Origin of the sequence: Bradyrhizobium sp. LjRoot220 (assembly GCF_964252915.1) — a bacterium.
Lineage (GTDB): Bacteria > Pseudomonadota > Alphaproteobacteria > Rhizobiales > Xanthobacteraceae > Bradyrhizobium.
The window spans coordinates 13,473-38,719 of record NZ_CAXUPS020000007.1 but is presented as its reverse complement, the minus strand read 5'-3'; the positions used below and the strand labels follow the sequence as shown (position 1 = coordinate 38,719).

Sequence of the window (25,247 nt, the reverse complement as noted above, 5' to 3'; positions counted from 1 at the left end):
TTCCCTCCCCCCTTGCGAGGGAGGGTTAGGGAGAGGGGTGCCGCTTGTTCGATTGCCTGACGCATCGCGAAGACAGGACGGGCATCCTCATCCATCGTTCCGTTGAGACATTGTCGCCGGATATCGTCGGCCGGAGCCCGCGGCTTACCCCTCTCCCCAACCCTCCCCCGCAAGGGGGGAGGGAGCCTGGCGAGCGTGCCCACCTCACTTCGCATTCCACCGAAATAGTTTGTCATCCGCCCGCCACCTTCAGGCGCAGCGCCGTGCTGGCGCGGTGATGGGCGTGCGTGATCGCGATCGCCAGCGCGTCGGCGGCGTCGGCGGATCTTGGTTCGGCCTTCGGCAGCAGAATCTTGAGCATCACCGCGATCTGGTTCTTGTCGGCATGTCCGGCACCGACCACGGTCTTCTTGACCTGGTTCGGCGCATATTCGGCGACGGATATGCCGAACATTGCCGGTGCCAGCATGGCGACGCCGCGCGCCTGGCCGAGTTTCAGCGTCGCGACGCCGTCCTTGTTGACAAAGGTCTGTTCGACCGCGGCCTCCACGGGGCGGAAATCGCCGAGCACGGCGGCGAGCCCTTCATGGATCGCCAAGAGCCGGCTCGCCAGCGGCAGGTCGTCCGGCGGCTCCACCGAACCGCAGCCGACGAAGACCAGCCGGTTACCCTCGGTCTCGATCACGCCCCAGCCGGTGCGGCGCAGGCCGGGGTCGATGCCGATGATCCGGACGGGTTGGCGAATCGGGGGAGATGTCATGGCGTAGTGATAACGCCAGAGCGGAGTGAACGAAACATAAAGAGAACGGTCATCCCCTGCCCTGGTGACAAAACCCGATTGTCATCCCCGCGACGGCGGGGATCCAGTACGCCGGGAAACCTGTGATGAATCGCAACAGGCCGGAGTACTGGATCGCCCGGTCAAGCCGGGCGACGACAGCAGTGGGTGGAGCAGCGTAGCGAAGCCCAGTTCACCCGCCCATCTTCGCCATCAGCGCGTCGGACACCTCGAAATTGGCGTAGACGTTCTGCACGTCGTCGTGCTCGTTCAAATGGTCGATCAGCTTCAACAGCTTCTCGCCGGTCTCGTCATCCACCGGAACCGTGTTCTGCGGCTTCCAGGTCAGCGCCGCCTTGCGGGCTTCGCCGAATTTCGCTTCCAGCGCCTTGGCGACCTCGCGAAAGGTTTCCTGCGAGGCGTAGATTTCGTGGCCGTTCTCGCTCGAAATCACGTCATCGGCGCCGGCTTCGATCGCGGCTTCCAGCATCGCGTCGTCGGAGGCGACCTTGGCGTCATATTCGATGATGCCGGTGTGATCGAACATGAAGGCGACCGATCCGGTTTCGCCGAGGTTGCCGCCGGATTTCGTGAAGTAGGAGCGGATGTCGGAGGCCGCGCGGTTACGGTTGTCGGTCAACGCCTCGACGATCACGGCGACGCCGCCGGGGCCATAGCCTTCGTAGCGAATCTCCTCGTAATTCTCGCCGTCGCCGCCGGTCGCCTTCTTCACGGCGCGCTCGATCGAATCCTTCGACATGTTTTCCTGGCGGGCGGAAATGATCGCCGCGCGCAGCCGCGCGTTCATCGCCGGATCGGGCTGGCCCATCTTGGCCGCGACCGTGATTTCGCGCGCCAGCTTGCCGAACAGTTTCGACTTCTGGGCATCCTGCCGCCCCTTGCGGTGCATGATGTTCTTGAATTGGGAATGGCCGGCCATGCGGGGTCTCTTGGATTCGTTCGGGAGCGGATTTTGGATGAAAACGCGGCCTTATAGGCCGGTGGCGGGCCAAAATCAAAGATTCACGGCCGTTTTGGTACTTAAGTAGTGCCCGTATGCCGGAATATGAGGCAGTTGTTAACCATGACTTCATGCCCGGATGAGAGGATGAGCCACCCAAATTCAACTTATAAGAGACACCATGGCCTTCGGTTTGTTTCGAAAGCGAGTGCCGGAAGCGACCGCGCCTGCAGCCGAGCACAAGAATCCGGTAGCGGTAGCCGCGGCGGATGTCGCCGGCGCGGAAGGCGATTCGGCCAAGGAAATCCTCGAGCTGCTCGAACTCGAGCTCGGCGGCATGATCCGCCAGCTCGAGCGCGCGGCCAATTCGGTCGCCGGCGGCGCCGAGGCGACCGCAGCGACGCTGACCACTATCCGCCAGCGCACCGACGCCCTGACCGGCCGCACCACCGCCGCCCAGACCACCGCGACCACCTTCTCGCAGGCTGCCGATAAATTCACCCATTCGGCGCAAGGCATCGGCGAACAAGTGCGCGATGCCGGCAAGCTCGCCGACCAGGCCAGCGCGGCCGCCCGCGAAGCCAGCGCCAATGTGGACCGCCTGCGCGAGTCTTCGGCGGCGATCGGCAATGTCGTCAACCTGATCGCGCAGATCGCGCGGCAGACCACCTTGCTGGCGCTCAATTCCACGATCGAGGCCGCGCGCGCCGGCGAGGCCGGACGCGGCTTTGCCGTCGTCGCCACCGAGGTGAAGGCGCTCGCGGTGCAGACCCAGAACGCCACCGAGGAAATCAGCAAAAAGATCGAAGCGCTGCAGCGCGACGCCGCCGGCTCGGTCGATGCCGTGCATCGGATTTCGCAGGCGATCGAATTGATCCGGCCGGTGTTCGACAACGTCAACGGCGCGGTCGCCGAACAAAGCCAGACCACCGGCGAGATGTCCGACAATGCCGATTCCGCCTCGCGCTTCATCGTCTCGGTCGGTGAAAGCGCCACCGAGATCGATGTCGCGACCAAGGAGGCCGAAGCGCATGGCGAAAGCGTCGCCAAGGCCGGCCGGGCGGTCACGACCTTTGCGCAGAAGCTCAAATCGCGCTGCGCGGTGCTGCTGGGCCAAGGCGAGCGGCAAACCCAGCGCAAACAGGAAAAATTGCCCTGCAGCCTCAAAATCGAAATCCAGACCCCGCGCGGCCTGATCACCGCCCCGGTCTATGAGATCTCAGTCGACGGCATTCTGATCAGTGGCTCCGACGCCGAGATGCTGACGCCAAACCAGAGCCTCAGTGCCACGCTGCAGGACATCGGCACCTGCAGAGTTCGCATCGGCGAGCGTTCAAAGGCGGGCACGCAGGCGGTGTTCGAGCGACCGGATGCGGCGCTACGCGAGGCGATCGAAGACAAACTGTGGGCAATCCACGACGAGAACACCGAGTTCGTCACCCGCGCCATGGAAGCCGGCGCTGCGCTGACGAAGATCTTCGAGCAGGGCGTCGCCAGTGGCGCGATCTCGATGGAAGACATGTTCGACACCGACTATGTCGAGATATCCGGCAGCAACCCGGTGCAGTACCGCACCAGGATTCTGGACTGGGCAGACCGCGCGCTGCCGCCGTTTCAGGAAGCCTTCCTCGCCAAGGACAAGCGCATGGCGTTCTGCGCGATGATCGACACCAACGGCTATTTGCCGGTTCACAACAAGATCTATTCACGTCCGCAGCGGCCGGGCGATGTCGCCTGGAACACCGCCAACAGCCGCAACCGCCGCATCTTCAACGATCCCGCAGGCCTTGCCGCCGGCCGCAACCAGCGCGCCTATCTGGTGCAGAGCTACGCCCGCGACATGGGCAACGGCAACACCGTGATGATGCGCGAGATCGACGTGCCGATCCGCGTCAGGGGCCGACATTGGGGCGGGTTCCGTACCGCCTACCGGCTGTAGTTCGCTCTCAGGCAAGACTCCAGGCGCGAATCGCGCTCTACCGTTGGAATTGGAATGCGCTCGCCGCGGTGGGCCGATCACCGGCTCTGACTGGAGAAAGCCCGAGCATGTCCTCTGTGCAGTTTGCAGTCCTGGACACTCAATCCAACCAGACCCTCGGCGAACGACTGATTGACCAGCTTGCCGACCGCATCGGCGGGCTCGGCGTCGAGCTTGCCGATATCGCCGGCAACGTCCAGGAGGTCGCCAGCCGCGTCGCGAACCAGTCGGAGCGGTTCCACCACTTGCAGAATACGGCCCAGACGATGGTCTCGGCCAACCGCGAGATCGCTGATGCATCGCAGGCGGTGCAATCGACCACGTCGGCCGCCGTCGGTGAGATCGTTCAGTCGCGCAGCGCGGTGGATGCGGCCGTCAAGCACATCGCCGAACTCGTCGAAGCCGTCGGCCGCATCGAGGCCCGGCTCAGCGCCGTCGGCTCGGCGCTGTCGCAGGTGGCAAAGGTTTCCGGCTCGATCGAGGCGATTGCAAAGCAGACCAACCTTTTGGCGCTCAATGCCACGATCGAGGCGGCGCGCGCCGGAACCGCCGGCCGCGGCTTTGCCGTGGTCGCGAACGAAGTGAAGAGCCTCGCGGAGGGGACGCGCCAGGCCACGCAGCAGATTTCCGATACCATGCGCGATCTCGACGGCCAGATCGGCAGCCTGATCGGCGAGAGCAGCGACGCCTCGCTCCGCGCCAAAAACGCCGGTGAAGGCGCACAGCAGATCAGCGGCATCATCGCGCGCGTGCACCAGGGCATCGCATCCGTCGGCCACGAGATCGATGGCGTCGCCAGGGCCGCAACATCCAATCTCGGCCATTGCGACCGCGTGATCGAGGAACTCGGCCAGCTCGCCCAAGGCGTCGATTTGTCTTCCAGCGAGCTGAAGCAGGCCGACGGACGGGTGGCGAAGCTGCTCGAAATCTCCGAGGGGCTGATCGCGCTGATTGCCGACAGCGGCGTGGAGACTTCGGACGCACCGCTGATCCGCATCGTGATCGATACCGCCCGGCAAATCTCGGAGGCCTTCGATGCCGCGGTCGCGCGCGGCGAAATCAGCATCGACCAACTGATGGACGAGAAATACCGCGAAATCGCCGGCACCGATCCGAAGCAATTTATGACCGACTATGTCGCCTTCACCGACCGCGTCCTGCCTGAGATCCAGGACCCCGTTCAGAAATGCGATCCGCGCATCGTGTTCTGCGTCGCCTGGGCCAAGGGCGGATACCTTCCGACTCACAATCCGAACTATTGTCATCCGCAGGGCCCCGATCCCGTCTGGAACAACGCCAATTGCCGCAACCGCCGCCTGTTCAGCGACCGCGCGGTGAAGAAGGTGGCGGCGAACTCAAAACCGTTCCTGCTGCAGACCTACCGCCGCGACATGGGCGGCGGCAATTTCGTGCTGATGAAAGACCTCTCCTCGCCCATCCACGTGCACGGCCGCCACTGGGGCGCCTTCCGCATGGGTTTTCGGCAGAGCTAGAGGGCGCCGACACAAAATCGCGAAAACAACCCCATGCAAAGATAGGACGCGGCACGGGCTCGCGGCCCGTAAGTCGCCACGCCGCAACTTCCGCCTTCAAATTGGTCGAGCGCTGGGTCGTACTTGCGTAATGGCGACGCCGGAGATCGCGAGCAGCCCGCCGACAATCAACTTCGGGGTCATGCGCTCGCCGAGGAACAACACGCTCGAAATCAGGGCGAACACCGGAAGCAGCAGACCGAAAGGCGCGACGCGGCCCATCGAGCATCGGGCAATCAGCCAGAACCAAAGTCCGAACCCGACAATTCCGCCGATGAAGATGGTGTAGGCGAGCGCCAGCCAGCCACGTTCGTCCGCCGTGACAAGGCTTGCCAGTTGTCCGTGTTCAAGGAGCAGCGACATCAGCATGACCTGCGGCACCGTGAGCAGCGACGACCACCCCATCAACATCAAGGGATCGAAAGGGCCGTGGCGTTTCGTCAGGACGTTGGACACCGCGAAAGCGAAGGCTGCCCCGACCACCAGCAGCAGCGGAAGCGTGTTCGCCGACAGGCCGGGCTCGGCCGCCAGCACGACCACGCCGATGAATGCGAGCAGCACGCCGGCGGACGTGGTGAGAGACGGTCTCTCCGCGAGCAGCGGCCAGGCCAACAGGATGGTGAAGGGCGTCGCGAGTTGATATGCGACGGCCGACATGCTTCCCGAGCCGAGCCCAAGGCCAACATAGAACAGCCCGAAGTTCAGCCCGCCAAGGAAAATCGAGATCGCTGCGACAGGGCCTAGCTGTTGACGCGTGGGCCTTTTCACGAACGGAACCAGCAGCAACGCGATGGCCAGGAAGCGCAGTGCGAGAAAGAAGAGCGGCGGAAACTCCGTTACGCCCACTTTGATGGCCACGAATTGATAACCCCAGAGCAAGGGAACCGCCACCGCGCAGACGATCTGGATGGCAGACATGGCATTCTTCCTTTCAAGACCGATCGGTTCAGATATCAGTGCGCCGGCAAAACGAGGCGTCCATGGGTTGGCTACCTGATGAAGCGGTCGAGCAGAGCGTCAGCGGTGGCTTGCGAGGAGATCCGTGGCGGCGCCGTTTTACCGACCACGCGCAGCCCCTCGACGAAACAGACGAGAATTCGAGCCGCACTTGAAGGCTCGACGCCATTGGCCAACTTGCCGGCCGTCTTCGCGCACGAAAGCGCATGGGCCACCCTGGCCTCCATGGCTTTGAAAAAGCCTGCGACGCGGCGACCCACTTCGGCATCCTCGCCGGCCAGTTCCATGGCCGTGGCCACCAGCAGGCATCCGCGCCGGCCCTTGGCGCCGGTGGTGCGGTCAACGTAGCCGGCAAGGTAAGCCCGCAGGCCATCGATCGGCTCTCTGCGGGGGTCAAGTTCGACATCCATCCGCGCCAGGGCATCGGCAATGTAGCGATCGACCGCCCGCAGGAAGAGCGAGTGCTTGTCGCCGAAAGCGGCGTAAAGACTGCCACGCGACAACTTCGTCGCGCGAAGAAGGTCCGGCAGCGCCGTGGCGTGATAGCCGCGCGACCAGAACACCTCCATAGCGCGTTCGACGGCGGCTTCCACGTCGAAACCTCGGGGGCGGCCACGGGGCAATGGCACTGGGGTTTGGCGGCGCATGGCTAATATATAGACCAATTGGTCTATATATCGCAAGTGGCCGCTTCGGAACGCTTGCTACCTGGTAGCCACCATCCTGACGCCGCCCATCTTGCGCTCCTGGATGAGGTCAACAAACCGGATGTAGGACTTGTGGAATGCATCGTGCCCCATGGGGGTGCCGGCCTGTCGGGCTTCCTCACGCAGCCGTTGGTACATTGCCAGTCGTTCCTTCAGAATCGGTCCCCATTCCTCCGTCAAATCCGTTGTCGAAATCACTCCAAAGCCAACGCTTCCGACCAGGCTGAGGTATTCGGGGATCGACCGAAGGGGCTGAATAGCCATTCCTTCCCACATCAATTGCGCATCGGCAGCGCTAAGCGGCTGATTGACTATCCAATCCGTGAATGCCAATCGGCCGCCTGTCCGCAGAATACGAAAAGCTTCGGCAACTGCTCTCTTCACATCAGGAACGTGACAAAATGCTTCCTGGCTGACGACAGCGTCGATGCTCGCGTCAGGAAGCGGAACGTCCATCACGTTGCCCTCGACAATCCGTGCAGAACCGTCAAGGCCAACGCGTCTGGTTAACTCCTGCGCGCCCGAGACGCGCGCTGGCGTCAATTCGATACCAGTGACGTCGGCCCCATATTTGTGAGCCAGATAACGCACCGAGCCGCCAAGCCCCGCACAGAAATCGGCTACCCGCGATCCATGGCTGACCTGCGCGCCTCGCGCCAATTCATCCGTAGCGGCAAGGCCACCATAATGATCCTGGTCATGGGGAAACAGCTCGTCAGGACGCAAGCCGTCGAGATGGCCACGGCTTGCGCGCAGTTTCGCAAGGATGATTTCGCAGGAGATGGGATGACGATTATAGAAATAGAGGGTCTGTGAAGTTGCATCGCTCATGAAACTTGCCTCCATTGGCTCGGGACCAGGCCAATCTTCGCAACCAGATTAGGCCATTACGACAGCAAATGGCGACGAGCAAAATAGCTCAAATTGCGTTGCGAAAATTCTGAACGGCGCATTCTTCATGCTTCACGTCCGGCGTGCGTGTCACACCCCTGACATGCGCATTTGAAACTAACAGGTGATCCCTGCGTTTCCTTGGGCGGAGTACCTCGATGACCGAAAAACCACTCAATGGCTCGATCCATGATCGCATCCAGGCGGAAATGCTCGACAGTTTCGACGAGGAACTGGAACTCGAGATCGACGACGACCGCCTCGATGCGTTGACCAACGAATTTGCCGGGCATAGCGCCGAGGAAACCGTCGACCGCCGGCTCTATTTCAAGGAGCTGTTCCGCCTGCAGGGCGAACTGGTGAAACTGCAAAGCTGGGTGCAGCACCAGAAGCTGAAGGTGGTCGTGATCTTCGAGGGACGCGATTCCGCCGGCAAGGGCGGCGTCATCAAGCGCATCACGCAGCGGCTGAATCCGCGGGTCTGCCGGGTCGCCGCGCTGCCGGCGCCGAACGAGCGCGAACGCACGCAGTGGTATTTCCAGCGTTATGTGTCGCATCTGCCGGCCGGAGGCGAGATCGTGCTGTTCGACCGCAGCTGGTACAACCGCGCCGGCGTCGAGCGCGTGATGGGATTTTGCAGCGAAGCCGAGGTCGAGGAATTCTTCCGCTCGGTGCCGGAATTCGAACGCATGCTGGTGCGTTCCGGCATCATCCTGATCAAATACTGGTTCTCGATCACCGACGAGGAGCAGCATTTGCGTTTCACGATGCGGATCCACGATCCGCTGAAGCAGTGGAAGCTGAGCCCGATGGACGTGGAGGCGCGCAGCCGCTGGGAGCAATACACCAAGGCCAAGGAAGCAATGCTGGAGCGCACCCATATTCCGGAAGCGCCGTGGCATGTGGTCGAGGCCGTCGACAAGAAGAGGGCGCGGCTGAACTGCATCGCGCATCTGCTTGATCAGATTCCCTACAAGGAGGTCCCGCAGGCCCCGGTCATCCTGCCGCCTCGGGTGCGCAATCCGGATTACCAGCGCGGCCCGGTCCCGCCGGAGATGTACGTGCCGGAGCGCTACTGAGCGAAGGGCCGGCACTGAGTGTATGTAACTGCGGTGGCGGGCTCGAACGAAACCGAACGGCGTCTCAGCGCAGGCTTGCGGGCAATTCGAAGCCCTTGTATTCGCGCTGCAGCAGCGCTTTCAGCGCCGGCGTTTCCGGCCTGGCGTCAGGCGCGGGCATCGGATTGCTGTCCGCCTTGACGAAGTCCGGCGGCGTCCCAGGCAATTTATAGAGATTGAAGCCGTTCCGCCGTACGGCGAAGTCGGCCTGCAGGTAGCCGTCCGCCATCATGCTGCCGGCGGGCGCAAGGTAGAAGCCGTCCTCGCGATAGGGCCCGAGCATCGAATAGGTCTTCGAGCCTTTGCGAACGCCGCCGAGCTGGCTGCTCAGTTTGATCAACTCGGTTTCGCGGCCGTCGATGTTCGCGTAGACGCGGCGCAACGGCAGTTCGGCAGAATCCTGCGTCACCACGCTGACCAGCACGAGTACATGCTTGGCGAGCGCGCGGTATTCCTCAGGGCTCGACGCCCAGCAGAAATCCACCGAGGATCCTCTTGCCGCGCCTTTCGGCGCGATCTTCGCCGTGTCGATCGCGGACTTCTCCAGCCGCCCGGTCATGTCTTCGGGCGATACCGGATTCTGCGAGACCGGCCGCTGGGTAAGCTTTTGCGCGCACGCCGGCTGCGACAGCAGCAACGCCAGCAGGACGATCAAAAACCTTTGCATCACGCCTTCTCGCACGCCAGTTCAGCGACCGGTCCAAAATCCCGGCACCGCCGGCTCCAGCCGGCCGCCGGCCCGCACCGGCGCTATGCGCAGCGCCAGCCCGGTCGCGTCGTCGGTTTCGACCGCGACGCCGCTTAGTGTCGCCACGCCGAACGCCGGTTCGAAACGGCCCGAGGGAATGCCGGTCACGAAGCGATGCAGCGGCTCTTCCTTCTGCATGCCGATGATCGAATCATAGTCGCCGGTCATGCCGGCGTCGCTCATATAGGCGGTGCCGCCGGACAGCACCTGGTGATCGGCGGTGGGCACATGGGTGTGGGTACCGACCACGAGGCTGGCGCGGCCGTCGCAGAAAAATCCCATGCCCTGTTTCTCGCTGGTCGCCTCGCCATGGAAATCGACCACGATGGCATCGACCGCTTCGCGCAGCGGACAGGCATCGAGCTCCTTGCCGACCGCGTTGAAGGGATCGTTCAGCGGCTCCATGAAGACGCGGCCCATGGCGTTGATGACCAGCGCGCGCTTGCCGTTCTTGGTGTCGATCAGCGCGGCACCGCGGCCCGGCGTATGGCGCGGGAAGTTCAAGGGGCGGATCAGGCGCGGCGCGCGCTCGATGAACACCAGCGCTTCCTTCTGATTCCAGGCGTGGTTGCCGAGCGTCACCGCATCAGCACCGGCGTCGAGGAAATCCTGATAGATCGCCTCGGTGATGCCGAAGCCACCGGCGGAATTCTCGCCGTTGACGACGACGAGATCGAGCGACCAGTCTCTGACCATGCCGGGAAGATGCTCGGAAATAGCGGTGCGGCCGGTCTTGCCGACGACGTCACCGATGAAGAGGATGCGCAAAATTCAGCTCCGGAAATCGAACACTTTCTTTTCCGTTAGCACATAATCCAGCGCCACGTCGTGCGGCTGGGCCGGAACCGCCTTTATTTGCTGCACGGCAAACGCAGTGCCGACGGCGGTAATGGCTTTCGTCTTGCGCAAATGCTCCAGCGTGAAATCGTAATGTCCGGCGCCATAGCCGATCCGGTGCCCCTCGGGGTCGAATGCCGCCAGCGGCACCAGCATGATGTCGGGAATGAGTTCAGCGGCCGCCGGCGACGGCTCGAGGATGCCGAGCGGGCCGAGCATCAGCCGATCGTTCGGAAACCAGGCGCGGAACGCCAGCGACTTGCCGCGCGCCATCACCGCCGGCAGCGCCAGCCTGGCGCCCGCTTCCGCGAGCGCGCGCATCAACGGCGCCGGGTCGATCTCGCTGCGGATCGGCGAATAGCCTGACACAACCATGCCGGGCATGACCTCGAACGGCAGCTTGCGCCTGGCGAGAGCTTGTGCGGCCGCCGCGCGCTGCTCCTCGCTCAATGCATCGCGCTTTGCCAGCGCACTGGCGCGAAGCTCTGCCTTTGATGCACTTCCCGACATGCAGCGTTCTGTTCCGCCGTCATCGCCCACGAAGGTGAGCGATCCAGTTGCAGGGCCGTTTGTATCCGGATTGTGGAGCCGTGATGTTTTGGCTCGACTCAGAATCAACAGAAACAAGAAATCTACAGAACAAAAGTGCGAAGCCGCAGAGGCCGTTGAAGCACTCGATCCCGGAGCACCTACGAAAGTAGGTGGGCACCATATGACCGGATCCACGGACCCGGTCAGGGACAGTTCCCTGAAGGATCGATAAGGCCCCGGGGATATATGGCTCCTGACGCGCGACGCAGCTTCGCCCACCCAATGTAGGGGCTAAAGGTCCAATCCGCCAGCACTAACCTTACGATGGTCAACCGATCGCGACGCCGCCGCCGATGGTGCGGTTCAGCATTTGCGTGGTCTTTTCGATGCGGTCGGCCGCGGCATTGAGCGCGTTGGCGACCGCGGTCTGCGTCGCCCGGGCGCGATCGGTGGCCGCGACGCGAACGTTACGCAGGGCGTCGAGTTCTTCCTCGAGCGCACGGATGCGGTGGTTGGCGTCGAGCAATTCGTCGCACACCGTCAGTGCCGCCATCACGGTGAGCCGTGCATCGCCGATCTCGCCGAACTTGCCGCGCAGCGATTCGACGCGCGCTTCCAGGTTCTCGGCGAGCTTGAGCAGCCGCACCTCCTGGCCTTCCTCGCAGGCCATGCGGTACTGCCGGCCGTTGATGGTGACGTTGATGTGGCTCATGAACCTTCTCCGGCAGTGAGCACGGCGCGGATGGTGCCGATCGCGGCGTCGAGTTTTTCCGATATCTCGCGGTTGGTGCGCTCCAGCCGCCGCGTCTTCACCAGCGAGCCGTCGAGTTCGTCGGCGAGCCGCGACCGGTCGGCGCCGAGTGCCTGGATCCGGCTCGCCAGTTCGTTCTCGTCGCGGTCGGCATCGCGGCGCCGCTCGGCCGCGGCTTCCAGCGCGTCCAGCGCCGCCATCAGCCGCCGGGTTGCGGCGTCGACGTCGGCAAAGGCGAACTCGGGGTTGCCGGCCCCGTTGGCGGGACGATCGCTCATGAGAGACAGCGCGCACCTTCGGTTAAGCCTGCCGCTCAGCAAAATCTGCGGTTCGGCAAGCGGTTAGGCCGCTAAATTTACGTGGCAAGCGAGGACAGTGCAACGCCGGCGCGAAACTATGCACCGCTAGATCGGGATGACCGGTCATCCCGACCGACCGGTCTTCCTGGAGCATGCCCCCCGAGCTAACGCTTCGCCTTTGTCGAGGGAAAAACGGTACCCACTTTGCGCTACGCGGCCCTGCGGGTCGGGGTCAGGCATTAAGCGACCTTTCGCACCGGAACGGTGTTTCCTTGCCTTGGACTCGGGGAATTGAGGTGCTAATCACCCCCTGACTCCCTTACCACCCCCCGTAGTATTGCGGCCCCGCGCCCGGTACCCCCCGCAACCAAGCATCTCATTTCAGGCGGATTCCCATCATGACGCAGGTCGATCACTCCCGTATGGCCAATGCGATCCGTGGCCTTGCCATGGATGCCGTCGAGAAGGCGAAATCCGGCCATCCCGGGCTGCCGATGGGCGCCGCCGACATCGCGACCGTGCTGTTCACCCAGTTCCTGAAATTCGACGCCGCCGAGCCGAACTGGCCGGACCGCGACCGTTTTGTGCTGTCGGCCGGGCACGGCTCGATGCTGCTGTACGCGCTGCTGTACCTGACCGGCAACAAGGACATGACGCTCGACCAGATCAGGAATTTCCGGTCCTTGGGATCGCTGACGCCGGGTCACCCCGAGAACTTCCACACCAAGGGCATCGAAACCACGACCGGTCCGCTCGGACAGGGCATTGCAACTTCCATCGGCATGGCGCTGGCGGAGAAGATGCTTAGCGCCGAGTTCGGCAAGAAGGTAGTCGGCCATCACACCTATGTGCTCGCTTCCGACGGCGACCTGATGGAGGGCGTGTCGCAGGAAGCGATCGCGATGGCCGGGCACTGGAAGCTCAACAAGCTGATCGTGCTGTATGACAGCAACGGGATTTCGATCGACGGCCCGACCTCGCTCGCCGATTCCGTCGACCAGGTGAAGCGCTTCAAGTCGGCCGGCTGGGCCGCCGAATTGATCGACGGCCATGACCCGAAGGCGATCGCGGCCGCCATCACCCGCGCGCAGAAATCCAACAAGCCGTCGCTGATCGCCTGCAAGACCACCATCGGCTTCGGCGCGCCGACCCGCGCCGGCACCGCCAAAGCCCATGGCGAGGCGCTCGGCGCTGAAGAACTGAAGGGCGCCAAGGAAAAACTCGGCATTTCGCTGGAGCCGTTCTCGGTGCCTGACGATGTCCTGAAGGCGTGGCGCGCCGCCGGCAGCCGCGGCGCTGCCGCGCGCCAGGAATGGGAAGGCGTCTTCGGTGAACTGGGTCCGCGCAAGCGCGCCGAATTCGAGCGCCGGCTGCGCCATGAACGCCCGGCCTCGCTCGCCAAGGCGCTGCGCGATCACAAGAAGAAGTTGCTCGAGACGCCACAGAATGTCGCGACAAGGAAATCCTCGGAATCGGCGATCGAGGCGATTGCAGCCGCGATGCCGATGGAATTCCTCGCCGGCTCGGCCGATCTGACCGGCTCCAACAACAACAAAGCGAAATCGGCTGTGGCGTTTTCCGCCAAGATGCCGAAGGGCCGCTTCATCCATTACGGCATCCGCGAGCACGGCATGGCGGCGGCCATGAACGGCATCTTCCTGCATGGCGGCTTTGCGCCCAATGGCGCGACCTTCCTGGTGTTCACCGATTACGCGCGGCCGGCGATGCGGCTTGCCGCGCTGATGGGCGCGGGCGTCGTCTATGTCATGACCCATGATTCGATCGGGCTTGGCGAAGACGGACCGACGCATCAGCCGGTCGAGCATTTGGCGGCGCTGCGCGCCATTCCCAACATGCGCGTGTTCCGGCCCTGCGACGCCGTCGAGGTCGCTGAATGCTGGGAGCTGGCGCTCAACCGCATCGACGGCCCGACGGTGCTGGCGCTGACCCGCCAGAACCTGCCGCAATTGCGCACCTCGGCGCCATCAGACAATCCGTGCAGCCACGGCGCCTATGAACTGGTCGCCGCCCAGGGTGACGCAAAAGTGTCATTGTTCGCCTCCGGCTCCGAGGTCGAGATCGCGGTCGCCGCCCAGAAGCAGCTGGCGGAACGCGGCATCCCGTCACGGGTGGTGTCGGTGCCCTCGCTCGAATTGCTGCTGGCGCAACCGGCGGACCGCCAGAAGGCTGTGATCGGCAATGCTCCGGTCAAGGTCGCGATCGAGGCCGCGGTGCGCTGGGGCTGGGACGCCGTGATCGGCCAGGATGGTGAATTCATAGGCATGCACGGTTTCGGTGCCAGCGCGCCCGCCAAGGACCTTTTCAAGCACTTCGGCATTACCGCCGAGGCTGCGGTTAACGCGGCCCTGAAACGCTTGGGCTGATGTTGAGGTTGCCCCGAAAAAGGACTAGGTAACTCCTATCTTGACCGTTCTCGCCCGGCCGAACCGGGCGATCCGCCGTAAGCACCGCCGTGGAACCATTCCGCGGGGGTCGCGCCAGCTATTAAAGGAGAAACGAGCATGGCAATCCGGGTCGCGATCAACGGATTTGGCCGTATCGGCCGCAATATCTTGCGGGCGATTGCGGAATCCGGCCGCAAGGATATCGAAGTCGTCGGGATCAACGATCTCGGCCCGGTCGAGACCAACGCCCATCTGCTGCGTTTCGATTCCGTGCATGGCCGCTTCCCCGGCACCGTGACCGTCGACGGCGATTCGATCAGCCTCGGCAATGGCAAGATCAAGGTTTCCGCCGAGCGCGATCCGTCCAAACTGCCGTGGAAGGAACTCGGCGTCGACATCGCGATGGAGTGCACCGGCATCTTCACCGCCAAGGACAAGGCGTCAGCCCATCTGACCGCCGGCGCCAAGCGCGTGCTGGTCTCGGCGCCCGCGGACAATGCCGACGCGACGATCGTCTATGGCGTCAATCATGACGTGCTGACCAGGGATCATCTGGTCGTTTCCAACGGCTCCTGCACCACCAATTGCCTGGCTCCGGTCGTCAAGGTGCTGAACGAGACCGTGGGCATCGAGACCGGCTTCATGACCACGATCCATGCCTATACCGGCGACCAGCCGACGCTGGATACCATGCACAAGGATCTCTATCGCGGCCGCGCGGCAGCGATGTCGATGATCCCGACCTCCACCGGTGCGGCCAAGGCGATCGGCCTGGTGCTGCCGGAACTGAAGGGCAAGCTCGACGGCGTCTCGATCCGCGTGCCGACGCCGAACGTCTCGGTGATCGACCTCAAGATCGTCGCCAAGCGTGCCACCGACGCCAAGGAGATCAACGAGGCGATGAAGCGCGCCTCCGAGCAGCAGCTCAAGGGTATCCTCGGCTATACCACCGCGCCCAACGTCTCAATCGACTTCAACCACGACCCCCACTCGGCCACGTTCCACATGGACCAGACCAAGGTGCAGAACGGCACGCTGGTGCGGGTGATGGCCTGGTACGACAATGAATGGGGTTTTTCCAATCGCATGGGCGACACCGCCGTGGCGATGGGCAAGCTGCTGTAAGCTTAAGTCTCGTGTCCCGGACGCGGTGCGGCGTGTCTTCACGCTGCTCCGCAGAGCCGGGACCCACTTGTACCGCGATCAGCCCACCATGAGTCCCGGTTCTGCACAGCGGCACTTCGCGCCGCAGTGCGCCCGGGACAAGAGACGGTCCCCATGACAAAATCATTCCGCACCCTCGATGACGTCGACGTGAAGGGCAAAGGCGTGCTGCTGCGCGTCGACCTCAACGTGCCCATGGAAAACGGCCGCGTCACCGACGCCACCCGCCTGGAGCGCGTCGCCCCTACGATCATCGAGATCTCCAGCAAGGGCGGCAAGGTCGTGCTGCTGGCGCATTTCGGCAGGCCGAAGGGACGCGACGCCAAGGAATCGCTGAAGCCGGTTGCGGCCGCACTGTCGCAGGTCATCAAGAAGCCGGTTGGTTTTGCCGATGACTGCATTGGCGAAGCCGCTGCGAGCGCGGTCGCCGCGATGAAGGATGGCGACATCCTCTGCCTGGAAAACACGCGCTTCCACAAAGAGGAAGAAAAGAACGATCCGGCGTTTGTCGGCGAGTTGGCAAAACTTGGCGACATCTGGGTCAACGACGCGTTCTCGGCCGCGCACCGCGCCCACGCCTCGACCGAAGGCCTCGGCCACAGGCTGCCGGCCTATGCCGGCCGCACCATGCAGGCCGAACTCGACGCGCTCGGCAAGGCGCTGGAGGCGCCGACCAAGCCGGTGATCGCGATCATCGGCGGGGCCAAGGTTTCGACCAAGATCGATCTTCTGGAAAATCTCGTCAGCAAGGTCGATGCGCTGGTGATCGGCGGCGGCATGGCCAACACGTTCCTGCATGCGCTCGGCGTCGGGATCGGCAAGTCGCTGGCGGAGAAGGATCTGGCGGCCACCGTGCTGCGGATTACGGAAAAGGCCACGGCCGCCAATTGCGCCATCATCCTGCCCGTGGACGCCGTTGTCGCCTATCATTTCGCGGCCAATTCGCCCTCGCATGCCTATGGCCTCGACGCCATTCCGGCCGACGGCATGATCCTCGACGTCGGCCCGCAATCGATCGCGCGGATCCATGCCGCGATCGACGACGCTGCAACGCTGGTCTGGAATGGCCCGCTCGGCGCCTTCGAAATGACGCCATTCGACCGCGGCACCATGGTATCGGCCAGGCACGCCGCCGAGCGCACCAAAGCCAAAAAGCTGATCTCGGTCGCCGGCGGCGGCGACACCGTCGCGGCCCTGAACCAGGCCGGCGTGGCCGGCGATTTTTCCTATGTATCGACCGCGGGCGGCGCGTTTCTTGAATGGATGGAGGGAAAACCTCTGCCCGGTGTCGAGGTTCTAAAAGTTCGCTAGTACGTCAAATCGAGAGCAGATCGAGCGCTTAGGGCGCTGTAAAGACAGGGAGAATTCGGATGGCTCGGATTACGTTGCGCCAGTTGCTCGACCACGCGGCGGAGCATGATTACGGCGTGCCGGCCTTCAACATCAACAATATGGAGCAGGCGCTGGCGATCATGGAGGCCGCCTCCAGCCTCGATGCGCCCGTCATCATCCAGGCCTCGCGCGGCGCGCGTTCCTACGCCAACGACATCATGCTCAAGCACATGATGGACGCCGTCACCGAAATCTATCCGCAGATCCCGGTCTGCGTGCACCTCGATCACGGCAATGGTCCCGACACCTGCATGACGGCGATCCAGGCCGGCTTTACCTCCGTCATGATGGACGGCTCGCTGAAGGCCGACGGCAAGAGCCCGGCCGACTGGACTTACAATGTCGGCGTCACCAAGACCGTCACCGACATGGCCCATCTCGGCGGCATCTCGGTGGAAGGCGAACTCGGCGTGCTCGGCTCGCTCGAAACCGGCATGGGTGACAAGGAAGACGGCCACGGCGCCGAGGGCAAGCTGTCGCACGACCAGCTGCTGACCAACCCCGACGAGGCCGTAAAATTCGTCCAGGAGACCAAGGTCGACGCGCTGGCGATCGCGATGGGCACCTCGCATGGCGCCTACAAGTTCACCCGCAAGCCCGATGGCGACATCCTCGCCATGAAAGTGATCGAGGAGATCCACCGCAAGCTGCCGAACACGCATCTGGTGATGCATGGTTCGTCCTCGGTGCCGCAGGACCTGCAGGAAATCATCAACGCCAATGGCGGCAAGATGAAGCCGACCTGGGGCGTGCCGGTTTCCGAGATCCAGCGCGGCATCAAGCACGGCGTCCGCAAGATCAACATCGACACCGACAACCGCATGGCGATGACCGGGCAGATCCGCAAGGTTCTGAAGGACAATCCGGAAGAGTTCGATCCGCGCAAATATCTCAAGCCGGCGATGGAAGCGATGACCAAGCTGTGCAAGCAGCGGCTGCAGGAATTCAACACCGCGGGCCAGGCCAGCAAGATCAAGAAGGTGCTGACCACGGCCGAAATGGCCAAGCGCTACAGCAAGGGCGAGCTCGATCCCAGGGTCGCGTGAGGTTTGCCTGACCCTGCGCCATCGCGCCGCGGAAGCTGCCGGCCGCGACGAACGTTTTCTAGGCAATTGCCCGAGAACCGCCTATTTTGGTTTGCAAGGCAGGTGTCTGGAGAACGGATCAATGAATCTTGCTGACCTCAACAAGGTCGCCCTCGCCATGGTCACGCCGGGCAAGGGCGTACTCGCCGCCGACGAATCCTCAGGCACGATCAAGAAGCGCTTCGACGCCATCAGCGTCGAATCGACCGAGGAGACGCGCCGCGACTACCGGGAAATGCTGTTTCGCTCGCAGGAGGCGATGAGCAAATGCATCTCGGGCGTCATCCTCTATGACGAAACCATCTGGCAGAATGCCAGGGACGGCACCCCGCTGGTCAAGCTGATCGAGCAGTCAGGCGCCATCCCCGGCATCAAGGTCGATGAGGGAACCCAGGGCTTGCCGAACTGCCCCGGCGAATTGATCACCGCCGGGCTCGACAAGCTCGCCGAGCGCCTGAAGAAATATTACGAGCGCGGCGCGCGGTTCGCCAAATGGCGGGCGGTGATCGACATCGGAAACAATATCCCCTCAATGACCGCGATCCATGTCAATGCGCATGCGCTGGCCCGTTACGCCGCGCTGTGCCAGCAGGCGCAGATCGTGCCGATCGTCGAGCCGGAGGTATTGATGGATGGCGATCATGACATCGACCGCTGTTACGAAGTGAGCGAGCGTGTCCTGAGCCAGACGTTCCAGGAATTGCGGATCCAGCGCGTCGCGCTGGAGGGCATGATCCTGAAACCCAACATGGCGATATCAGGCAAGAAAAGCCCAAGGCCGTCGCCCGTCGAGGAAGTCGCGGAGAAGACCATCCGGCTGCTGAAGGCGTGCGTTCCCGCCGCCGTGCCCGGCATCGCCTTCCTCTCCGGCGGACAATCCGACGAGGATGCGACCGCGCATCTCAATGCCATGAACCGGATCGGCGGCCTGCCCTGGAAGCTAACCTTCTCCTACGGTCGCGCGCTGCAGGCGGCGCCGCAAAAGGCGTGGTCGGGCAAGGCCGAGAATGTCGCGGCCGGCCAGCGCGCCTTCACGCACCGGGCACGGATGAATGCGCTCGCCACCAAGGGCGAGTGGGAAGCCGGCCTGGAAAAGAAGGTGGCATAGCATTGTCCACTAAACCCGTTCCGCAGCGCCCGGTGCCGCGCCTCTATCTCGCGACACCGGTCGTGGACGATCCGTCGCAGCTTGCGGCCAGCCTCGCCGGCCTGCTCGCCGCCGCCGACGTCGCCGCGGTGCTGCTGCGGCTGCGCGAGACCGACCAGCGCACCATGATCTCGCGCATCAAGGCGCTGGCGCCCGTCGTTCAGGACGGCGGCGCGGCGCTGCTGCTGGATGGCCATGTCGAGCTGGTGGCGCGCGGCGGCGCCGACGGCGCGCATCTGACCGGGATCGCGGCCATCGAAGACGCCTTCCCGTCCCTGAAGCCCGATCGCATCGCCGGCGTCGGCGGCCTCGCCACCCGGCACGATTCGATGGCCGCGGGCGAAGCCGGTGCGGACTACGTGCTGTTCGGCGAGCCCGACGCCAGCGGCGAGCGGCCGTCGGCGGAAGCGATTGCCGAGCGCCTGCAATGGTGGGATGAATTGTTCGAACCGCCCTGCGTCGGCTTTGCGGCCTCGCGCGAGGAGGCCAGCGAATTTGCCGCCGCGGGTGCGGATTTCGTCCTGGTCGGCGATTTCATCTGGGCCGATCCGCGCGGGCCTGAGGCGGCGCTGATCGATGTCGCCCAGGCGATCACGCAAGCGCACGCCGCAGCGTTTGGAAAAGCCAACACCACTGAGCGGACGACCGGACAGGGATAGTGCCGGGCATGAGACTGCTGCGTCCGATATCGATCCTCGGCTGCTGCCTGATGGCGGCGGCCGGCGCGTCGGCGCAGATCACGCTGACGCCGCCAGCCGCCCAGGCGCCGGCGAGCAAGCCGGCCGCGAAGAAAGAGGCGCCCAAAGCGGCCCCCCGAGAAACGACCAAAGACGCCCCGAAACCGAAGGCGCCTGCTGTCGCCAGGAAGCCTGCCGCTTCGCCCAAACCCGCCACGACGCCGACGCCAACGGCTTCACCCACACCCTCATTTGACGATCCCAATGTCGATCTCGTCTATGGCGCCTATCAGCGCGGTCTCTACAAGACCGCGCTCGATCTTGCGCTGACGCGGGCGCAATACGCCGGCGACGCCAAGGCGATGACGATGATCGGCGAGCTCTACTCCGGCGCGCTGGGCGTCAAGCGCGACTATGCGAAAGCCGCCGAATGGTACCAGCGCGCCGCCGACGCCGGCGACCGCGAGGGCATGTTTGCGCTGGCAATGATGAAGCTTGCCGGACGCGGCGGCCCGGTCGACCGCGAGCAGGCGGTCAAGCTGCTGGCCTCCGCCGCCAAGCTCGGCAACCCCAAGGCGGCGTATAACCTCGCGCTGCTGTATCTCGACGGGCAGACCCTGCCGCAGGATGTGAAACGTTCCGCCGAATTGCTGCGGATCGCGGCCGATGCCGGCAATCCGGAAGCGCAATACGCGCTCGCGACCTTCTACAAGGAAGGCACCGGCGTGCCCAAGGACATCGACAAGGCGGTGCGCTTGCTGCAGGCCGCGTCGCTGGCCGACAATGTCGATGCCGAGGTCGAATACGCGATCGCGCTCTATAACGGCACCGGCACGCCAAAGAACGAAGCCGCCGGCGTCGCGCTGTTGCGCAAGGCCGCCCGGCAGAACAGCCCGATCGCGCAGAACCGCCTCGCCCGCGTGCTGGTCAGTGGACAGGGCGTGCCGGTGGACAAGGTCGAAGCCCTGAAATGGCACATTGTCGCCAAAACCGCGGGCAAGGGCGATCCCGGGCTGGATGACGCGCTGGCAGGCCTCAGTCCCGAGGACCGCGCCAAGGCCCAGGAGGCCGCCCGCAAATGGATCGGTAACGACAAGAAAATGACGCCTTGACGGCGACACATCGTCAGGGCACCCAGTCCCTCAATCCTTGGGCGGCATTGCCGTTTTCCCTCCTAACCCATAAGCCTCACATCATGCTGCACTCAGCCCTTATCAACGTCATGGTAAAAGCCGCGCGCAACGCCGGCCGCAGCCTCAAGCGCGACCTCGGCGAGATCGAGCATCTGCAGGTGTCGCTGAAGGGGCCGGCCAATTTCGTCACCAAAGCCGACCAGCGCGCCGAGGAACTGCTCTATGCGGATCTGACCAAGTCGCGGCCGGGCTACGGCTTCATCGGCGAGGAAGGCGGCACCCGCGAAGGCGCCGACAAGAGCCACACCTGGATCGTCGATCCCCTGGACGGAACCACCAACTTCCTGCACGGCATTCCGCAATTTGCGATCTCGATCGGCCTGCAGCGCGACGGCGTCATCATCGCCGGCGTGATCTACAATCCCGCCAATGACGAGCTCTACATCGCCGAGCGCGGCAAGGGCGCGTTCCTCAACGACCAGCGGCTGCGCGTCGCCGGCCGCCGCAAGCTCGACGAATGCGTGATCGGCTGCGGCCTGCCGCATATCGGGCGCGGCGATCATGAGCAGTCGCGGCGGGAGTTGACCGCGATCCAGCAAAAGGTCGCTGGCCTTCGAAGGTTCGGCGCCGCCTCGCTCGATCTCGCCTTCATCGCCGCCGGCCGCCTCGACGGCTACTGGGAACGCAATTTGCAGCCCTGGGACATCGCAGCCGGCCAGATCATGATCCGCGAAGCCGGCGGCGTGATCTCGGGCATCGAGGGTGATGACGATCCGCTGAAAACCGGGCACGTGATCTGCGGCAACGAATTCGTGCACAAAGAACTGGTGAAGATTCTCAAGCCGCTGTGAATTAGGACCCTAAATTCGTCCGGCTAGTTCACCGTCATCTCCGCCAAAGCGGATGATCCAGAACGCCGAGGCGTCAGTCGTCAATCTCACTGCCGCGCAGGACTGGATGGCCGCCTTCGCAGGCCATGACGATCGAGGATCGATTGCGTCCTAGGATTTCTGCGGCGTCGGCGCCGCGTGCGGCTGCTTCTCTTCCTCCACGACTTCCCGATCGCCGGCAAAGAACCTTTGCACGGTGACGAAGAACACCGGCACCATCAACAGCGCCAGGATCACCACCGCGATCATGCCGCCCATCACGCTGGTGCCGAGCGCCTGCTGGCTGGCGCCGCCGGCGCCGGTCGCGATCACCATCGGCAGCACGCCGCAGACGAAGGCGAGACCAGTCATCAGGATCGGGCGGAAACGCAAGGTGCAGGCTTCGATCGTCGCCTCGATCAAGGGCTTGCCCTGCGCGCGCAGATCCTTGGCGAATTCGATGATGAGAATGGCATCCTTGGCCGCGAGCCCGATGATCGTGATCAGGCCGACGGTGAAATAGACGTCGTTGGGGAGGCCGCGCATGGTCGCCGCCAGCACCGCGCCGCAAATCCCGAGCGGCACCGTGAGCAGCACCGCGAGTGGAATGGTCCAGCTCTCATACAGCGCCGCCAGACACAGAAACACCACCAGCGCCGACAGCCCGAGCAGGAACGGCGCCTGTGAGCCCGACAGCTTTTCTTGGAGCGACTGCCCGGTCCATTCATAACCGAAGCCGCGCGGCAGCCTGCCGGCGAGCCGCTCCATCTCGGCGATGGCATCGCCCGAGGTGAAGCCGGGTTTTGCTTCGCCGCTGATGCGCACCGCGGGATAGTAGTTGAAGCCGGCGATCTGCGTCGGCCCCCGCGACCATTCGACGGAGGCGAAGGAAGACAGCGGCACCAGCTGGCCGCGGCTGTTCTTGACGTTGTAGTTCAGGATGTCGTCGGCGTTCATGCGGTTGCCGCGGTCGGCCTGCACGATCACGCGCTGCATCCGGCCCCGGTTCGGGAAGTCGTTGATGTAGTTCGATCCGAGATTGGTCGAGATGGTGTTGTTGATGTCCTCGAAGGTGACGCCGAACGCGCCAGCCTTTTCGCGGTCGATCATGAGATTGACCTGCGGACCCGACGGCAGCCCTTCGACATAGACCTTTTGCAGCACACGGCTGGCATTGGCTTCGGCGATCAGGCGTTCGGCCGCGCTGACCAGCGCCGGATAACCCTTCTGGCCGCGGTCCTGCAGGCGGAACGAGAAGCCCGAGGAGTTGCCGAGATTGTCGATCGGCGGCGGCTGCAGCGCGGAGATCCGGGCGTCGCGGATCGACGACAAATCGCGGTTGATGTCGTTGACGATCGCGGCCGCCGAATCCTTCGGGCCACGCTCCGACCAATCCTTCAGCGTGATGAAGGCCTGCGCGGTGTTGATGCCCTGGCCGAGGAAGCTGAAGCCGGTGAGGAACGTGACGTTCTCGACGCCTTCGCGCTTGGCCAGATATTGCTCGACCTTCTCGACCGCTGCCTCGGTACGGGCGTAGGACGAGTCAGCCGGCGTCTGCACGTCGGTGGTGATAAAACCCTGGTCATCGACCGGCAGGAAGCCGCCGGGCAGGCGAATAAAGGCCCAGCTCAGCCCGACGATCAGCGCCGCATAGATCAGCATCAGGCGGCCGGTGCGCTTCAGGGAATGCCCGACGACGCGCGAATAACCGTCCTTGGTGCCGTCAAGCGCGCGGTTGAACCAGCCGAACACACCCTTCTTCGCATGGCCGTGGCCGGCCGTGACCGGCTTGAGCAAGGTCGCGCACAACGCCGGCGTCAGCGACATCGCCAGCAGCGCGGAGAACGCGATCGCGGCGACCATGGTCACCGAGAACTGCCGATAGATGACGCCGACCGATCCCGGAAAGAACGCCATTGGCACGAACACCGCGATCAGCACCAGCGTGATGCCGATGATGGCGCCGGTGATCTGCGACATCGCCTTGCGGGTGGCTTCCTTCGGCGGCAAGCCTTCCTCGGCCATGATGCGCTCGACGTTTTCGACCACCACGATGGCGTCGTCGACGAGAATGCCGACCGCCAGCACCATGCCGAACATCGTCAGCATGTTGATGGAGTAGCCGGCCGCCAGCAGTATCGCGCAGGTGCCGAGCAGCGCCACCGGCACCACGATGGTCGGGATAATGGTGTAGCGGATGTTCTGCAGGAACAGGAACATCACGATGAAGACCAGCACGATGGCTTCGACCAGCGTCGACAGCACCTTCTCGATCGAGGCCTTCACGACAGGCGTGATGTTGTAGGGAATTTCATAGGCGATGTTGGCCGGGAAGAAGCGCGACAGCTCCTTCATCTTGGCTTCGACCGCGCTCGCGGTCGCCAGCGCGTTACCGGTCGGCGACAGCAGCACCGAGAGGCCGGCGGTGGGCTTGCCATCCAGCCGCGTGTTGAACTGATAACTTAGCCCGCCGATCTCGATCCGGGCGACGTCGCGCAGCCGCACCGTCGATCCGTCCGCATTGGCGCGCAGGATGATCGCGCCGAATTCATCCGGCGTCGTGAGTTGCCCCTTGACCAGCACCAGTGCCGAAATCTTCTGGTCGGCCGTGCTCGGCTCGGCGCCGACGCTGCCCGAGGCGACCTGCGCGTTCTGCGCCGTGATCGCCTTGTTGACGTCGTCGGCGGTCAGGCCATAGCCAACCAGCTTGGCGGGATCGACCCAGATCCGTAAAGACCGTTCGGTGGAATAGAGCGTGGCGCGGCCGACGCCGGGAATGCGCCTGATTTCGCCGAGCACGCTGCGGATCATGAAATCGCCAAGGCCGATTTCGTCGAGGCTGCCGTCGGTCGAACGCAGCGTGATGATCTGCAGCACGGCGCTGGAGGCTTCCTCGATCAGGATGCCTTGCTGGATCACCGCGCGCGGCAGCCGTGCCTCGACTCGCTTGATGCGGTTCTGCACTTCCACCGACGCCGTGCTGGTTTCGGTGCCCGGCACGAAATTGGCGATGATCTCGACCTGGCCCAGCGAGTCGCTGGTGGATTCGAAGTTCAGGATACCGTTGGCGCCGTTGAGCTCTTCCTCGATCAGCCGCGTGACGCTGTTGTAGAGGTTTTCCGGCGACGCGCCGGGATAGCTGGTCGAGATCGAGATCGAGGGCGGCGCGATGATCGGATATTGCGCGACCGCCAGCAGCGGAATCGAGATCGCGCCGATCAGGCAAATGAAAAGCGCGACGACCCAGGCGAAGATGGGCCTGTCGATGAAGAAACTCGGCATGGAAT

22 protein-coding genes and 1 other RNA gene are annotated in these 25,247 nt (G+C 63.8%); 11 read left to right on the top strand and 12 right to left on the bottom strand.

Features of this window, described 5'->3' with window-relative positions; translation table 11 throughout:
• Positions 1-232: 232 nt before the first annotated feature.
• Positions 233-760 carry a crossover junction endodeoxyribonuclease RuvC gene (gene ruvC, locus ACSQ84_RS25815; protein WP_436214542.1) on the bottom strand — a complete coding sequence of 176 codons (528 nt, stop codon included), beginning with the start codon at positions 758-760 and terminating at the stop codon, positions 233-235.
• 211 nt (positions 761-971) lie between these two features.
• Positions 972-1,718: a YebC/PmpR family DNA-binding transcriptional regulator gene (locus tag ACSQ84_RS25810; protein WP_436214541.1), complete on the bottom strand. Its 747-nt coding sequence runs from the start codon at positions 1,716-1,718 to the stop codon at positions 972-974.
• Between the two features lie 202 nt (positions 1,719-1,920).
• Here ACSQ84_RS25810 and ACSQ84_RS25805 point away from each other — a divergent pair, with 202 nt between their 5' ends.
• Entirely contained in the window at positions 1,921-3,678 is a 1,758-nt protein-coding gene (locus ACSQ84_RS25805) for a methyl-accepting chemotaxis protein (protein ID WP_436214540.1), read from the top strand.
• 107 nt (positions 3,679-3,785) lie between these two features.
• The gene (locus ACSQ84_RS25800) at positions 3,786-5,210 is read left to right on the top strand and encodes a methyl-accepting chemotaxis protein (protein WP_436214539.1); all 1,425 of its coding nucleotides are present in this window, start codon (positions 3,786-3,788) and stop codon (positions 5,208-5,210) included.
• Positions 5,211-5,306: 96 nt separating this feature from the next.
• Here the strand turns inward: ACSQ84_RS25800 and ACSQ84_RS25795 are convergent, their stop codons facing one another.
• From ACSQ84_RS25795 to ACSQ84_RS25785, 3 genes are all read right to left on the bottom strand, one after another.
• Positions 5,307-6,167, bottom strand: a complete 861-nt coding sequence (locus ACSQ84_RS25795; RefSeq protein WP_436214538.1) for a DMT family transporter — start codon at positions 6,165-6,167, stop codon at positions 5,307-5,309.
• Between the two features lie 71 nt (positions 6,168-6,238).
• Positions 6,239-6,853, bottom strand: a complete 615-nt coding sequence (locus ACSQ84_RS25790) for a TetR/AcrR family transcriptional regulator (protein ID WP_436214537.1) — start codon at positions 6,851-6,853, stop codon at positions 6,239-6,241.
• 57 nt (positions 6,854-6,910) lie between these two features.
• Positions 6,911-7,744: a class I SAM-dependent methyltransferase gene (locus ACSQ84_RS25785; protein WP_436214536.1), complete on the bottom strand. Its 834-nt coding sequence runs from the start codon at positions 7,742-7,744 to the stop codon at positions 6,911-6,913.
• Positions 7,745-7,962: 218 nt separating this feature from the next.
• Between ACSQ84_RS25785 and ppk2 the strand changes: the two genes are divergently transcribed.
• Positions 7,963-8,883: a polyphosphate kinase 2 gene (gene ppk2, locus ACSQ84_RS25780; protein WP_436214535.1), complete on the top strand. Its 921-nt coding sequence runs from the start codon at positions 7,963-7,965 to the stop codon at positions 8,881-8,883.
• 64 nt (positions 8,884-8,947) lie between these two features.
• Here the strand turns inward: ppk2 and ACSQ84_RS25775 are convergent, their stop codons facing one another.
• The 6 genes from ACSQ84_RS25775 to ACSQ84_RS25750 all read right to left on the bottom strand — a co-directional run bounded on the left by ACSQ84_RS25775 (position 8,948) and on the right by ACSQ84_RS25750 (position 12,067).
• On the bottom strand, positions 8,948-9,589 hold the full coding sequence (locus tag ACSQ84_RS25775; protein ID WP_436214534.1) for a hypothetical protein: 642 nt from the start codon (positions 9,587-9,589) through the stop codon (positions 8,948-8,950).
• A gap of 21 nt (positions 9,590-9,610) precedes the next feature.
• Entirely contained in the window at positions 9,611-10,438 is an 828-nt protein-coding gene (locus ACSQ84_RS25770; protein ID WP_436214533.1) for a TIGR00282 family metallophosphoesterase, read from the bottom strand.
• 3 nt (positions 10,439-10,441) lie between these two features.
• Positions 10,442-11,017, bottom strand: coding sequence for a 5-formyltetrahydrofolate cyclo-ligase (locus ACSQ84_RS25765; protein WP_436214532.1), 576 nt, complete (start codon positions 11,015-11,017; stop codon positions 10,442-10,444).
• A gap of 136 nt (positions 11,018-11,153) precedes the next feature.
• Positions 11,154-11,313, bottom strand: a non-coding RNA gene (ssrS, locus tag ACSQ84_RS25760) — 6S RNA.
• A 53-nt stretch (positions 11,314-11,366) separates the two neighbouring features.
• Positions 11,367-11,750: a cell division protein ZapA gene (locus ACSQ84_RS25755; RefSeq protein WP_436214531.1), complete on the bottom strand. Its 384-nt coding sequence runs from the start codon at positions 11,748-11,750 to the stop codon at positions 11,367-11,369.
• The gene (locus ACSQ84_RS25750) at positions 11,747-12,067 is read right to left on the bottom strand and encodes a DUF4164 domain-containing protein (protein WP_436214530.1); all 321 of its coding nucleotides are present in this window, start codon (positions 12,065-12,067) and stop codon (positions 11,747-11,749) included. The genes ACSQ84_RS25755 and ACSQ84_RS25750 overlap by 4 nt, the downstream gene beginning before the upstream one ends.
• Before the next feature lie 419 nt (positions 12,068-12,486).
• On the opposite strand from ACSQ84_RS25750, the gene tkt reads away from it, so the two are divergent.
• The 8 genes from tkt (at position 12,487) to ACSQ84_RS25710 (ending at position 21,942) form a co-directional block, all read left to right on the top strand.
• The gene (tkt, locus tag ACSQ84_RS25745; RefSeq protein WP_436214529.1) at positions 12,487-14,472 is read left to right on the top strand and encodes a transketolase; all 1,986 of its coding nucleotides are present in this window, start codon (positions 12,487-12,489) and stop codon (positions 14,470-14,472) included.
• 138 nt (positions 14,473-14,610) lie between these two features.
• A complete protein-coding gene (gap, locus tag ACSQ84_RS25740; protein WP_436214528.1) occupies positions 14,611-15,618 on the top strand; it encodes a type I glyceraldehyde-3-phosphate dehydrogenase in 1,008 nt (335 codons plus the stop codon).
• A gap of 153 nt (positions 15,619-15,771) precedes the next feature.
• Positions 15,772-16,968 (top strand): phosphoglycerate kinase, encoded by a 1,197-nt coding sequence (locus tag ACSQ84_RS25735; protein ID WP_436214527.1) that lies wholly within the window; start codon positions 15,772-15,774, stop codon positions 16,966-16,968.
• A gap of 59 nt (positions 16,969-17,027) precedes the next feature.
• A complete protein-coding gene (gene fba, locus ACSQ84_RS25730) occupies positions 17,028-18,095 on the top strand; it encodes a class II fructose-bisphosphate aldolase (RefSeq protein ID WP_436214526.1) in 1,068 nt (355 codons plus the stop codon).
• A 121-nt stretch (positions 18,096-18,216) separates the two neighbouring features.
• Positions 18,217-19,242, top strand: a complete 1,026-nt coding sequence (locus ACSQ84_RS25725) for a class I fructose-bisphosphate aldolase (protein WP_436214525.1) — start codon at positions 18,217-18,219, stop codon at positions 19,240-19,242.
• A gap of 2 nt (positions 19,243-19,244) precedes the next feature.
• Positions 19,245-19,940, top strand: coding sequence for a thiamine phosphate synthase (locus ACSQ84_RS25720; protein WP_436214524.1), 696 nt, complete (start codon positions 19,245-19,247; stop codon positions 19,938-19,940).
• 8 nt (positions 19,941-19,948) lie between these two features.
• Positions 19,949-21,070 carry a tetratricopeptide repeat protein gene (locus ACSQ84_RS25715; RefSeq protein WP_436214523.1) on the top strand — a complete coding sequence of 374 codons (1,122 nt, stop codon included), beginning with the start codon at positions 19,949-19,951 and terminating at the stop codon, positions 21,068-21,070.
• Positions 21,071-21,153: 83 nt separating this feature from the next.
• Complete coding sequence (locus tag ACSQ84_RS25710; protein WP_436214522.1) at positions 21,154-21,942, top strand: inositol monophosphatase family protein; 789 nt, start codon at positions 21,154-21,156, stop codon at positions 21,940-21,942.
• A 150-nt stretch (positions 21,943-22,092) separates the two neighbouring features.
• On the opposite strand, the gene ACSQ84_RS25705 is transcribed toward ACSQ84_RS25710, so the two are convergent.
• Complete coding sequence (locus ACSQ84_RS25705) at positions 22,093-25,242, bottom strand: multidrug efflux RND transporter permease subunit (protein ID WP_436214521.1); 3,150 nt, start codon at positions 25,240-25,242, stop codon at positions 22,093-22,095.
• Between the last annotated feature and the right edge of the window lie 5 nt (positions 25,243-25,247).

Bases quoted from the DNA above. Each gene is read 5' to 3' on its own strand.
- ruvC (WP_436214542.1), bottom strand. From the start codon at position 760: ATGACATCTCCCCCGATTCGCCAACCCGTCCGGATCATCGGCATCGAC.
- ACSQ84_RS25810 (WP_436214541.1), bottom strand. From the start codon at position 1,718: ATGGCCGGCCATTCCCAATTCAAGAACATCATGCACCGCAAGGGGCGG.
- ACSQ84_RS25805 (WP_436214540.1), top strand. From the start codon at position 1,921: ATGGCCTTCGGTTTGTTTCGAAAGCGAGTGCCGGAAGCGACCGCGCCT.
- ACSQ84_RS25800 (WP_436214539.1), top strand. From the start codon at position 3,786: ATGTCCTCTGTGCAGTTTGCAGTCCTGGACACTCAATCCAACCAGACC.
- ACSQ84_RS25795 (WP_436214538.1), bottom strand. From the start codon at position 6,167: ATGTCTGCCATCCAGATCGTCTGCGCGGTGGCGGTTCCCTTGCTCTGG.
- ACSQ84_RS25790 (WP_436214537.1), bottom strand. From the start codon at position 6,853: ATGCGCCGCCAAACCCCAGTGCCATTGCCCCGTGGCCGCCCCCGAGGT.
- ACSQ84_RS25785 (WP_436214536.1), bottom strand. From the start codon at position 7,744: ATGAGCGATGCAACTTCACAGACCCTCTATTTCTATAATCGTCATCCC.
- ppk2 (WP_436214535.1), top strand. From the start codon at position 7,963: ATGACCGAAAAACCACTCAATGGCTCGATCCATGATCGCATCCAGGCG.
- ACSQ84_RS25775 (WP_436214534.1), bottom strand. From the start codon at position 9,589: ATGCAAAGGTTTTTGATCGTCCTGCTGGCGTTGCTGCTGTCGCAGCCG.
- ACSQ84_RS25765 (WP_436214532.1), bottom strand. From the start codon at position 11,017: ATGTCGGGAAGTGCATCAAAGGCAGAGCTTCGCGCCAGTGCGCTGGCA.
- ACSQ84_RS25755 (WP_436214531.1), bottom strand. From the start codon at position 11,750: ATGAGCCACATCAACGTCACCATCAACGGCCGGCAGTACCGCATGGCC.
- ACSQ84_RS25750 (WP_436214530.1), bottom strand. From the start codon at position 12,067: ATGAGCGATCGTCCCGCCAACGGGGCCGGCAACCCCGAGTTCGCCTTT.
- tkt (WP_436214529.1), top strand. From the start codon at position 12,487: ATGACGCAGGTCGATCACTCCCGTATGGCCAATGCGATCCGTGGCCTT.
- gap (WP_436214528.1), top strand. From the start codon at position 14,611: ATGGCAATCCGGGTCGCGATCAACGGATTTGGCCGTATCGGCCGCAAT.
- ACSQ84_RS25735 (WP_436214527.1), top strand. From the start codon at position 15,772: ATGACAAAATCATTCCGCACCCTCGATGACGTCGACGTGAAGGGCAAA.
- fba (WP_436214526.1), top strand. From the start codon at position 17,028: ATGGCTCGGATTACGTTGCGCCAGTTGCTCGACCACGCGGCGGAGCAT.
- ACSQ84_RS25725 (WP_436214525.1), top strand. From the start codon at position 18,217: ATGAATCTTGCTGACCTCAACAAGGTCGCCCTCGCCATGGTCACGCCG.
- ACSQ84_RS25715 (WP_436214523.1), top strand. From the start codon at position 19,949: ATGAGACTGCTGCGTCCGATATCGATCCTCGGCTGCTGCCTGATGGCG.
- ACSQ84_RS25710 (WP_436214522.1), top strand. From the start codon at position 21,154: ATGCTGCACTCAGCCCTTATCAACGTCATGGTAAAAGCCGCGCGCAAC.
- ACSQ84_RS25705 (WP_436214521.1), bottom strand. From the start codon at position 25,242: ATGCCGAGTTTCTTCATCGACAGGCCCATCTTCGCCTGGGTCGTCGCG.